Origin of the sequence: Streptomyces sp. NPDC002701 (assembly GCF_042889045.1) — a bacterium.
Classification (GTDB): Bacteria; Actinomycetota; Actinomycetes; order Streptomycetales; family Streptomycetaceae; genus Streptomyces.
In genome coordinates this window covers 49,753-60,990 of the sequence record NZ_JBIAQL010000029.1, presented here as the reverse complement: position 1 = coordinate 60,990, position 11,238 = coordinate 49,753, and the positions used below count along the sequence as shown (strand labels likewise).

Here is an 11,238-nt window from a genome sequence, read left to right as displayed (position 1 = left end):
CGCGACCTGATCGTGCGCGCCCACATCCAGCTCAAGGCCCCCATCGTCCTCATCTGGGACAATCTCAACACCCACCGAGCCGCGGGGATGCGTCAATACGCGGACCGGCACGAGTGGCTCACCATTGTTCAGCTGCCCTCCTACGCCCCGGATCTGAACCCGGTGGAAGGCGTGTGGTCACTGCTCCGGCGCGGCCCGCTGGCCAACATCGCCTTCGCCGACGACGACCACCTCGAACGCACCCTTCGCCGCGGCCTGCGATACATCCAACGCCGCCCACACCTGATCGATGGCTGCCTCACCGGCACCGGACTACAACTGACCCGCCCTCCGACAACACCCCGAGTAGATCAGTAACCAGCATGGTCGCCCACCTCGGGTCGGTGCGAGCCTTCGTCGTGCGGCTGGTCCGCTGAAACCCGCGCACACCAGCCCCTTGACCTGCAATCCTTCACGACGCACACGACTCATTTACTCGACGCTGTCGTCAATCTTGAAGTTGTAATTGACCTGTTTGCCGTTGACCCCGGTGGCAGTGACAGTGACACCGAGGGTGTCGCTGCCGGCAATGAGCTGGCAGCGGATCGTGGCGCTGACCCGGGCAGGGAGGTGCTCAGGACAAGTGACCCTGTCGGGACGCTTGCCGGTGTCCGCAGCGAGCTTGTCGGAGATCGTCAGCGCAACTCGGGCCTTGTGGACGGCCCCGCCCTCGTTGACGCCCGTATTCTCGGGCTCTGCGGGGTCGTCGCCGACCGGCTTCTCCTCGGCCGTCGGCTTCTCCTCGGCCGGGTCCTCCTCAACAACGGCTGCGTCCTCGCTGGCCGCCGCCTCCTTCTTCTTCTCTGCGTCGCCAATGCTGAAGGAGCATCCGGTGGCGAGAAGCACCGCCAGTGCGCCCATCGCCGTCGCGGCCGTAATCCTCTTGTTACGCCCCGTATGCTGCATTCTGTCCCTCATTTTTGAGTGCAGATCGGCTCCACCGATTCTGCGTATAGGCAGTTTGAGACTGTTAAATGATCAGCAGCTTCTGCTCCGCCGAGCGGCCCCTGACAGCCCCACGCAAACATTCAGAGCAGCAGAGAGAGAGACTGCTGCCGCGGGTGCGATGGGATCAGCAAGACACCGAACGCGGAATCGCAGTCAGCTGCACTTCAAGGACAGCAGGGCTCTCCGAATCGACGGTCTGATCTTGTTGTTCAACAGAAAGGTCTGGCTCTCAGATGCGGGCGCTGCGGCAGCGGACGGCGCATGTTCCCTCCACGTCCTTCTCCACTAGATCTCCTAAATTTTCCTGAGAGGGAGGCGGCAGGATCGCTCGCCTCGAATCTGATGCGCGCCCGTCACGGCCGGTGTCAGCCCTGCACGAAGGGCACAGTAGCCCGGCCCGGTCGCTGAGTGTGCCGGTCGTTTGCCCCACAAGGAACGCCTGCCGCGCACCACACCTCGTCTCCCGCGGCCCGGCCTATGACGCCCTGCCCTGTCCTGCGGCCGACGCCGGGCGTGGTCAGGCTCCCGCCACCGCGCTACCCGCCCACCTCCGTCGGCTCAGACGGCCGGCAGCGCGTACAGCCGTTTGGCGTGCATCGCGGCCAGCCGCTTGCCCGTCGCGATCACGTACCACTTCTGGTTCTCACCGGTGTTGTCGTTGTACGTCCAGCGCAGCTTTCCGGTCGCTGCGTCGAAGGCGTGCACGCCGCCGTTCTTGTCGTGCTCGGTCGCGCCGTACAATGCGCCGCCCACTTTGGCGAACTGCCACGCCTCCGCAGCCGAGCCCACCAGGTCCTTGTTGTGCCAGATCTGCTTGCCCGTTCCGGGATTCACCGCCCACATGCCGTACGCGCTGTCGGAGGCGTAGAGCACCCCGTCCACGACCTGCGGATCGTTGAACCAGGTGAACTTCTCATTCGCCAGCGACCAGCATTCCGTACCCGCGGCCAGCGCGAACGCCCGCAGTCGCTGCCCGTCCGGCACGATCAACAGGTTCTCGTGCAGGGCGAAGCGGTAGTAGTTGGACCTCCCGATCTTCTTCATCCAGAGCTGCCGGCCCGTCGTCGTGTCGCGAACGGTCACGTTCTTCCGGAAGTCGGTGTACGCGAGGCGCCCGCCGACGACCGCGGCGGTGATGCCGAACTCCTCGGCCCCCTTGTCGCGCTGTTCACGCCAGGCGATCTTGCCAGAGGTGGCGTCGATCGCGGCGATCACGTTGGTCGGCGACGAGAGGTCCTCCTCCAGGATCCCGGCGAGGACGTAGACGTGTCGGTCGTCGGCCGCAACGGGGCACGGCTGCTCGTACCCCTTGCCCAGGCGGCTGCGCCAGGTCTCCTTGCCCGTGGCCGGATCGAGGCTCACCACGTCGCCGTCGTACTCGGCGCTAGCGACATAGAGTGTCCCGCCACCGGTGATCAACTTGGCGCCGGGAATGGTGACGCCAGGCCGTGCCCACTTCTCCTTGCCGCTGACGGCGTCACGCCCCACCAGCGGGTCACCCGACACCACGACCGTGTCCCCGATGACCGCGAGCGCGTGGATCCCGGCCAGGTCGTCGTTGGCTGTCTTCTGCTGCCACAGCGGCTTGGGCGCGGTGCCCGGGAGCGGGGTGCTGAAGGTGCCACCGCCCTTGTTGGTGTCACCGCCCTTGCGTGCACCGTTGGTAACGCCCGGTCAGACCCGGTATCTGCTCGGCAAAACGTCACCTTTGCGCAAGCGGCGTTCTCGCAGTACAGACGGCGCACGCTCAGGTCAATCAACACGGCGCGGTCCCCCAGTGACGTATCGCCGAGCCGTCTGACGTATCGGCTGTGACACCACCCGCTCGGCGTCCCGCAGCCCGTACACGGCGCGGGAACAAGCGACCGCGTACGCGCACGGACAACCTCCACAGGTCCGAAGGCATCGACCGAGAAGACCGACACGCTCGCCAAGTGCGGCAACAGGTAAGGAACTTCAACAGAGCACGCTCGAAGGCTACCCGTTATGCGAGCCGGCCGACCACGGCGCCAAGATGATCCCCGCCTATGAAAATCTTTGCCAGAGCCACGTAACTTCCCCCTGCGTGGTCGCTGACCGCGGATTGGTTGCTCGATCGTCGTGGTGTCGGGTGGCCGGATCCCGGAGATGGCGGCGATGCTGTCGTGGCTGGAGGAGATCGAGCTGACTGCGCTGCGCACCGTCCGCGCAGAAGTACGCGAGCGCGTGTGGAGGCTGGCCGGGCAAGCGGCGCCGGACGCGGACGGACAGGTGACCGTGGACCTTGACGGTGTCCTCGTGATTGCACACTCCGAGTTGACTATCCTGGTCTCTATGCGGCATGGGGGGTACCAAGGGCGGGATAGAGCCGCTGAGTTGATAGACGGGCCCAGGTCCAGCGAGCGCCTGTTGAATCTGGCCCTCGAGCGGTTCGGGGTGTGGCTCCGGTCCATTGTGGTCTGCCTGTGTGGTGCGCTGGGCATAGTCTCGGCGGCCGGGGCGGACATGCCCCTGGCGTTGTCTCTGCTGGTGCCCGCTTTCCTCGCCTGTGGCGTGCGCCTTTACTCGCTGCGCCGCCCACGCCTGTTCCCGTTGGCCCTGCTGTGGACGTCGGACGCGGCCGTGGTGGTGTTGACGGGGCTGTCTCAGCCGGTGCTCGGCGGCGAGGCCGCGAATGTGATGGTGGAAGCGATGGTCGGCATCAGCGTCGTCGCCTTCCAGTACGAGTGGGCGACGCGCCTGGTGGCCGGGGCTGCCCTGGCCGCGTTGGGGGCCGCCATCTCCGTGCTGGGTGACGTCCTCGCCTCACCCGGGAACAGCCCCGACGTGGTACCCCTGGTGCGCATGCTGATCCAGGTGGTCCTGTCGAGGGCCGCCTATCTCATCGTTCGGGCGTTGGCCAGGGCCGCTGACCAGTCGGCCGCGGTAAGGGCGGCGGCGCGCCGGGAGGCGGAAGTCGCCGCCGCACGCAGGGCGACCGAGCGCGAGTACCTGGCGACCCTGCACGACACGGCGAGCGCGACGCTGCTGATGGTCTCCCAGGGCGACGGCCGGGACTGGACGTGGCTGCCTCCACGTGCCAGACAGGATCTGGAGGCCATGTCAGCCGTGCCCGGATTCGAGACGGGGAGCGTCGACCTCGCGGCGCTTCTCGGCTGTGTGCCCGAGAGTGAGGGACAGGCCAGGGTGCAGCTCAAGACGTACATCGATGGCCCGCTCACGATTCCGTCCGGCCCCGGGCTCGCGATATTCAACGGGGTCCGGGAGGCCGTCACCAACGTGGCACGCCATGCCGGGGTACGGGAAGCGGAGCTCAGGGCATGGACAGAGGGGGACGGCGTCGTCGTCGAACTGTCCGACGCGGGACGTGGTTTCGATCCGGAGTCCGTCCCCGCGCGGCGCCGGGGCATCGCCGGTTCCGTCATCGGCAGGATGCACGCGGTCGGGGGCTCCGCCACGGTCACCTCGCAGCCGGGCACCGGGACCTGCGTGCAATGGCGCTGGGACGGCCGGGCCCTGGCGTCACAGGCAGGGGACGGAGCGCAGACGACCGGCGTACCGCGCCCGCCCCGCGCCCAGGTACAGCACACGTCCGACATCCGCTTCATCCGCGGACGGCTCCTTTACGGGACCCAATTGGCCGTGCTGCTGATCAGCCTGGTGTGGCAGTTCACCATCTCGCTGCGCCGACTCGTGGTTCACCAGGACGTGTACCGCCCCGCGTGGGCACAGACAGCCGCCTTCGTCTGCCTCGCCGCCGTCGCGGTGATCGGGGGCGCCTATCTGCTGCGTGGCAGGCAGATTCCGCCGAGGGTGCGCGGGTGGAGCCTGGGCTCGGTGCTGGCCGTTTCGGCGGTCTGCGCGTTCACGCTCCCGCCGGAGCAGTCGACAGGTGCGCCGGACTGGGCGTTCGGAGTGGTCGGCTGGCATGCGCTGTTCCTGCTGGCAGACCTGCGGGTCAGGGTGTACGCGGCGTTCCTCGGGGCGCATGTGGGGCTCAACGCGACCTCTGTGTTCCTGTCCGGGACGCCAACTGTCGCCGGGTGGGCCACCATGGGGATCTCCACGATAGCCAGCTGCGGCTTCCAGCTCTCCGTCGGTGTACTGATGACGCGCCTGCTCCACGGTACGGCGCCGGCCGCGGGAGCCGAGGCCGCACGGGAGGAAGAATTGCGTACCCGGGAACGCATCCACGAGGACATGCAGCGTGATCACAAGGAGCGCTACCGCGCGCTGACGGCGACGACCGTGCCGCTGCTCGTGGGCCTCGGCCATGGTGTGCTGAGCCCGCACGACGAGGAGGTCAGGCTGCGGTGCGGCGTAGAAGCCGCCCGTATGCGCCGCCTGTTCGCGGAGAGCGATGCCGTCTTGGACCCGCTGCTGAACGAGTTGCGGGCGTGCGTCGAGGTGGCCGAGCACCACGGGGTGACGGTGAGCCTGGCCGTACGAGGCCGGCCGGGTGAGGTGCCCGTGGAAGTACGCAGGAAGTTGGTCGACCCGGTGGCGGTGACCCTGGGCCGTACCCGCTCGACCGCGCGGGTAACTGTCGTGTGGACACCCCGCGCGGTGCGCGTGAGCGTGGTCAGCGAGGACTACGCCGACGGCCATGGCACAGGAGGCACGGAAGAGACCGCTCAGGCACACGGCCGTGCCACGGACGCGAAGGTGACTCTGGCGCGAACGGCGCGCGGCGGAAGTGTGTGGGTGGAGGCCGGCTGGAGAAGACCGGCGACTTCCGGAGTTGACCTGGCATGAGCATAAACATGGGCGCGAGCATGAAAGACAACGCATCGGTCAGCGTGGTCGTCGTCGACGACCATCCCGCCATCCTCTCCGGCGTGGAGGCGTGGTACGCCGCATCACGGCGACCCATCACCGTGGTCGCGGCCGGCGACTCCGTAGGGGAAGCGTGGACCGAGCCGGGGAGCACGGCCGATGTCGTCGTCCTGGATCTGCAACTGGGCGAGGGCGGCCCCGCCTTCGGCAGCCTTCGAAAACTCGTCGACGCCGGGCGGCAGGTGGTCGTCTACTCGATGCGGGACGACGAGAAGACAGCGCTCAACTGCCTGGACCTGGGAGCCGCGACCTATCTGACCAAGAGCGAGGGCCGGGACCACTTGGTCGAGGCGACGCTGGCGGCAGCGGACGAGCGGCCCTACATGGCGCCCGCGCTGGCCGGCGCGCTGGGCACGAACACCCGCGCCGACCGCCCCCAGCTCTCCCTGCGCGAGGAGAACGTGCTCATCGAGTGGTTCCAGTCGGAGTCGAAGGAGTTGGTCGCGCAGCGACTCGACATCTCCGTACGGACGGTCAACTCGTATCTGGACCGGGTGCGCATCAAATACGCGAACGTCGGCCGCCCCGCGCGGACCAAGGCAAGCCTGGTGGCCCGCGCCATCCAGGACGGGCTGGTCGACGTGAACGACCTCTGACCGCGGGCAGGGCAACGGACGCGTCAAAGGTTCCAGCCCTGCTGCGCTTCGTCGCCGACTTGGAGGGAGTGAAGGCCGCGGGGCGGCTCCGCGAGCGCGTTGTTCATGGGGCAGACCCAGCCCGGACGAAGGCCGCGAGACGATCCAGCCCTTCCGCCATTTCGGCCGGTTCGAGGTGGCTGAAGGACAGCCTCAGCCGGCGGCGTGGAAGGCTGTCCGCGTAAAAGTGGTGGAGCGGGGTCCACAGCACCCCGTACTGGGACGCGCTGATGTCGAGCATGTCGTCGTCAGCGTCGAACGGCACGTCCAGCAAGAGGAAGAAACCGCCCGCAGGGGAGTTCCATGACACCTCGGGTGCGCCTTGGAAGTGCGCGGCCAGACCATCGCGCATGAGTTGGAGGTTCCTCTGGTAGACGCAGATCTCCCGCGCGTTCGCTGCGCGCAGGCTGTAACCGTGTTCCAGCAACTTGCCGCCAATGACGGCCTGGGCGATGGGGGAAGTATTGACCGTCACCATCGACTTCAGGGCGGCCAGTCCGTCAGCGAGCAACCGGGGTGGTCCGCCCGGAACCCGCACCGGTTGGCCGGCGACGGCGTAGCCGACCCGGGCGCCGGGGATGCCGGTCTTGGCGAACGAGCCGAGCAGCACGACCTGTTCGAACCGGTCCATCGCCTTCAGGGTGGGAGGGCCGGGCTCTCCCGAGCCGAAGAAACCGTAGGGATTGTCCTCCAGGATGAGGAGGTCCTGTTCCTCGGCAATCCGCAGGACCCGCTCCCGAGTGGTCCGGCTCATGCTCACTCCGCTGGGGTTGGCGAAGTCCGGGACCAGGTAAAGAGCGCGGGGACGCAATCCGCGCGCCTTCGCCCGGGTCGTCACAGCTCTCAGGTCGTCCAGGTCGATGCCCTCCGGGGAGTCCCGGACGGTCAGGAGGTCCATGTCGGCGAGCTGCGCGGCCCCATGGACACCGACATAGGTGGGCGCCACAGCCAGCACCACGTCTTCCGGGCCGGCGCGCAGGGCGGTCAGGGTGAGCTGCAACGCCTCCTGGCAGCCCACTGTCACCACGATCGACTCCGGGTCGGCCTCAATGCCCTCGTCGATCCGCAGGTGCTCGGCGATCAGGTCGTGGATGATGCCCTTGGTCCGGCCGTACTGCAGGATCACCGACCGTACCGCCGCCTCGTCGCCGCCGAGCCGACAGAGCAGGTGGCGCCGGAAGGTCTCCATGTAACGGTGGATGGCGTCCAGGTCGAAGAACCCCGCGTATGGACGGCCGGACGCGAAGGATATGGCGTCCGGGTAACGCTGTGCCACCTCACTGAGCAGCGTCATCGACGTGCTCACGGACGTACTCAACAGGGGATGGAGGTCACGCTGGTCCAACGCGACGGTCTTGGTCAGCACGTGGTCCTCGCTTCCAGGAGGCACAGCGGCTGCTTGACGAAGTCCGCAACGCGCCGCAGGAAGGATGCACCGCGCTCGCCGTCGCACAGCCGGTGGTCGAAGGTGAGGGAGAGCTGGACGGTGGTGCGCACACAGAGCTCGCCGTCCACCACCCATGGCCGGTCGGCCAGTCGGCCGACGCCGAGCATCGCTCCCTCCGGATAGTTGAGCAACGGAGTGGCGCCATCCACGCCCAGGACTCCGTAGTTGTTGAGGGTGAAGGTGCCGCCGCCCATGTCGACTGGGCTCAGCCGTCCTTCCCGGGCCAGCCCGATGAGCCGGTCCAGTTCGTCGGCCAAGCGCCGGAGGGAGAGTCGGTCCGCCTCCGGTACCACCGGCGTCCTCAAGCCGAGCGGTGACTGCACGGCGAGGGAGAGGTACACGGCCCGCGACCGGACGATCTCGTCCCTGGCCCTGTCCACCCGCGCATTGAGCTCGGGATGCTCCGCGAGGGCTGTGAGGCAGCTGTGGGTCAGCAGGGCCGTGACACCGATACCCGGCCCCAGCGTGGCGGCCGCCCGGACCAGTTCGGTCGCGTCAACGGTCAGCCAGCACGTAGTGCACGGAAGTTCCCGGTGGCTGAGCTCGAACTTCCGGGCTGCCGCGAGCTGTCCGCCCCGCAGGGGCACGCGGTGTACGCGGTCCTCCCGTGGGTCCCGGACGTCGCGCGTCGTCTGATCGGTGCGGCCCTGGTCGTCGGCGGCGGTTCCTTCGATCGCCTGCCGCACATCATTGCGGGTGATGAGTCCACCGGGGCCGGTACCCGGGAGCGTACGCAGGTCCAGCCCGTGTTCCCGGGCCAGCCGCCGGACGACGGGTGAGACGACCGCACACGGCCTGTCCTGCACAGTGGACGCGCCAGGTTTTACGGGGACGGTGGGCGGGCCGGTCGGCCCATAACCGATCAGGGCCGCAGCCGGCGCCTCGGCGTGCTGCCTGCCCCCAGCCGTGTCCTGTTCCTCAGCTTCGTCAGCGCTCCCCGCGCTCGAAGGCCGGCCCGGCACCGCGTTCTCCCCGAGGTCCAGCAGGATCAGCGGGGCCCCGACCGGCAGCACCGTGCCCGCGAGTGCCGGCAGAGCCGCCACCCTGCCGGCCCGGGGGCTGGGGATCTCCACCCGGGTCTTGGCCGTCTCCACTTCGACGACAGGCTGGTCGACCGTGACCTGGTCGCCCTCCCGCACCAGCCATGCGACGATCTCCGCCTCGGTCAGGCCCTCTCCGAGGTCCGGCAGGGTGAACTCAAACGTGGTCATCCGTCAGTCCTCCAAGAACTGAAGCCGCCGCAGTGCCGCCAGGACGCGGTCGGGTGTGGGCAGGTGATGACGTTCGAGCAGTGGCGGTGGGCAGGGCACGTCCAAGCCGGTGACGCGCAGCACCGGTGCCTCCAGGTGATGGAAGCAGCGCTCAGTGACCCGAGCCGCGATCTCCGCGCCCATGCCGCCGAAACCGCCGGCGTCGTGGACCACCACCGCACGGCCGGTGCGCCGTACTGCCGCGCAGACGGTCACGTCGTCGAACGGCACCAGGGAGCGGATGTCCAGCACGCCGACGTCCAGCCCCAGCACTTCCGCCGCCCCGGCGGCCTCCAGGCAGACGCCGAGAGCCGGGCCGTAGGTCAACAGGACCGCGTCATGGCCGGTGCGGCGCTCCACCGCCGTGCCGATCGGCGGGGTCGTCTCGGGAGCATCGGGGTACCAGGTGTCCCGCGACCAGTACCCGTGCTTGGGTTCGAGGAAGACGACCGGGTCGTCGGAGGCAATGGCCTCCCGCAGCAGTCCGTAGGCGTCGGCCACGGTGGCGGGGGCGACGACATGCAAGCCGGGAGTGTGGGCGTAGTACGCCTCGGACGAGTCGGAATGATGCTCGACAGCGCCGATGCGCCCTCCGTAGGGCACCCGGATGGTGATCGGGAGGGGCAGTGTGCCGCGAGTGCGGTTGCGCATCTTGGCCACATGACTCACCAACTGCTCGAACGCGGGATAGGCGAAGGCGTCGAACTGCATCTCGACGACGGGGCGCAGGCCGTACATCGCCATGCCCACTGCCATGCCCAAAATGCCGGACTCGGCCAGCGGGGTGTCCCGGCACCGCTGTTCCCCGAACTCCTCCGTCAGGCCGTCGGTGACCCGGAACACTCCGCCCAGGGCGCCCACGTCCTCGCCCAGCACATGGACGGACGGGTCCTCGAGCATGGCGTCCCGCAACGCGGAGTTGAGGGCGGTGACCATGGTCGCCGTCCCGGTCGTGGCCGTCACAGCTCGCCTCCGGTCCGGGCGGCGGACGTCAGCTCGTCGCCGAGCAGCACGCGCTGCTCGGCCAGTTGGGGCGTGGGACGGGCGTAGACGTGGGTGAACAGTTCCAGCGGATCGATGTCGGGGTCTTGGGCCGACGCCTCCCGAAGCCGGTCGGCCATCCGCTCGGCGACGGCGGACGCCGCCTGCCGGTCGGCGGGCCGCATCAGCCCGGACTCGGTGAGATGACGTTCCATCAGCAGCAGCGGGTCGCGCTGCCGCCAGTGGGCCACTTCCTCTCGGGAGCGGTAGCGGCCGTCGTCGTCGGCATTGGTGTGCGGGTCCAGGCGGTAAGTGAGCGCCTCGATCACGGTCGGGCCGTCGCCCGCCCGGGCGCGGTCCAGGGCGGAGCCGACCTCCTGGTACACGGCCGGCGCGTCGTTGCCGTCGACCTGCACACCCGGCACGCCGTACCCGATGCCCTTGGCGGCGAGAGAAGGCGCGACGCACTGCTTGTGGAGCGGTACGGAGATGGCGTAGCCGTTGTTCTGGATCAGAAAGACGACCGGGGCCCGCAGGACCGCGGCGAAGTTGACCGCCTCATGGAAGTCGCCCTCGCTGGTGCCTCCGTCGCCGAGCAGGACCAGGGCCGCGGTGTCGTCGCCGGCCAGGGTGGCCGCGTGCGCCAGGCCAACGGCGTGCGGGCAATGGGTGGCGAGGGGGGTGCACAGCGGCGCCACCCGGTGGCGGCGGCTGTCGAAGCCGTGGTGCCAGTCGCCGCGGAAGAGGGCCAGCACCTCGACGGGGTCGACGCCCCGGGAGACCACGGCCGCGGCATCCCGGTAGGTGGGGAAGAGCCAGTCGGCCGGAGCGAGGGCCGCGGTGGCGGCTACCTGGCATGCCTCCTGGCCGGTCGAAGACGGGTACACGGCCAGGCGGCCCTGCCGGGTCAGGGTGGTCGCCTGTTCGTTGAAGCGCCGGGCAAGCACCATCTGCCGGTACAGCGCGTGGGCCGTGTCGGAACTCACCTCGTCGGCCAGGGGTGTGCCCAGGACACGGACGGGCTCCGTACCGGGCGGCGGCGTGACGGCGGTGAGGACGTGGCCGTCAGAAAGAGAAACGGTCATGACGACCCTTCGGGTAGGTGCAGGTTCGGAAACGGATC

The 11,238-nt window shown here is 68.7% G+C and carries 9 protein-coding genes; 3 read left to right on the top strand and 6 right to left on the bottom strand.

Translation table 11 applies throughout. The features are described from left to right. Window positions 1-357, top strand: a 357-nt coding sequence (locus ACFYXC_RS37675) for a transposase (RefSeq protein WP_389557167.1), incomplete at its 5' end; no start/stop codon positions are given. A gap of 114 nt (window positions 358-471) precedes the next feature. Here ACFYXC_RS37675 and ACFYXC_RS37670 read toward each other — a convergent pair. Next, window positions 472-945, bottom strand: a complete 474-nt coding sequence (locus ACFYXC_RS37670) for a DUF4333 domain-containing protein (protein WP_389557165.1) — start codon at window positions 943-945, stop codon at window positions 472-474. Window positions 946-1,545: 600 nt separating this feature from the next. Further along, complete coding sequence (locus ACFYXC_RS37665) at window positions 1,546-2,496, bottom strand: PQQ-binding-like beta-propeller repeat protein (RefSeq protein ID WP_389557163.1); 951 nt, start codon at window positions 2,494-2,496, stop codon at window positions 1,546-1,548. Window positions 2,497-3,375: 879 nt separating this feature from the next. Here ACFYXC_RS37665 and ACFYXC_RS37660 point away from each other — a divergent pair. Continuing rightward, window positions 3,376-5,721: a sensor histidine kinase gene (locus tag ACFYXC_RS37660; RefSeq protein ID WP_389557174.1), complete on the top strand. Its 2,346-nt coding sequence runs from the start codon at window positions 3,376-3,378 to the stop codon at window positions 5,719-5,721. Window positions 5,722-5,741: 20 nt separating this feature from the next. After that, window positions 5,742-6,398 carry a DNA-binding response regulator gene (locus ACFYXC_RS37655; protein WP_388924238.1) on the top strand — a complete coding sequence of 219 codons (657 nt, stop codon included), beginning with the start codon at window positions 5,742-5,744 and terminating at the stop codon, window positions 6,396-6,398. Window positions 6,399-6,501: 103 nt separating this feature from the next. Here the strand turns inward: ACFYXC_RS37655 and ACFYXC_RS37650 are convergent, their stop codons facing one another. From ACFYXC_RS37650 to ACFYXC_RS37635, 4 genes are read right to left on the bottom strand one after another with little or no spacing between them, the layout of a single operon-like run. After that, entirely contained in the window at window positions 6,502-7,743 is a 1,242-nt protein-coding gene (locus ACFYXC_RS37650) for a PLP-dependent aminotransferase family protein (protein ID WP_389557161.1), read from the bottom strand. 53 nt (window positions 7,744-7,796) lie between these two features. Further along, entirely contained in the window at window positions 7,797-9,095 is a 1,299-nt protein-coding gene (locus ACFYXC_RS37645; protein ID WP_389557159.1) for a dihydrolipoamide acetyltransferase family protein, read from the bottom strand. A gap of 3 nt (window positions 9,096-9,098) precedes the next feature. Continuing rightward, the gene (locus ACFYXC_RS37640) at window positions 9,099-10,070 is read right to left on the bottom strand and encodes an alpha-ketoacid dehydrogenase subunit beta (protein WP_389557173.1); all 972 of its coding nucleotides are present in this window, start codon (window positions 10,068-10,070) and stop codon (window positions 9,099-9,101) included. Window positions 10,071-10,093: 23 nt separating this feature from the next. Then, entirely contained in the window at window positions 10,094-11,200 is a 1,107-nt protein-coding gene (locus ACFYXC_RS37635; RefSeq protein WP_389557157.1) for a thiamine pyrophosphate-dependent dehydrogenase E1 component subunit alpha, read from the bottom strand. Between the last annotated feature and the right edge of the window lie 38 nt (window positions 11,201-11,238).

Excerpts from the sequence above, each read along its gene's own strand:
- ACFYXC_RS37670 (WP_389557165.1), bottom strand. The coding sequence starts at position 945 with ATGCAGCATACGGGGCGTAACAAGAGGATTACGGCCGCGACGGCGATG.
- ACFYXC_RS37655 (WP_388924238.1), top strand. The coding sequence starts at position 5,742 with ATGAAAGACAACGCATCGGTCAGCGTGGTCGTCGTCGACGACCATCCC.
- ACFYXC_RS37645 (WP_389557159.1), bottom strand. The coding sequence starts at position 9,095 with ATGACCACGTTTGAGTTCACCCTGCCGGACCTCGGAGAGGGCCTGACC.
- ACFYXC_RS37640 (WP_389557173.1), bottom strand. The coding sequence starts at position 10,070 with ATGGTCACCGCCCTCAACTCCGCGTTGCGGGACGCCATGCTCGAGGAC.
- ACFYXC_RS37635 (WP_389557157.1), bottom strand. The coding sequence starts at position 11,200 with ATGACCGTTTCTCTTTCTGACGGCCACGTCCTCACCGCCGTCACGCCG.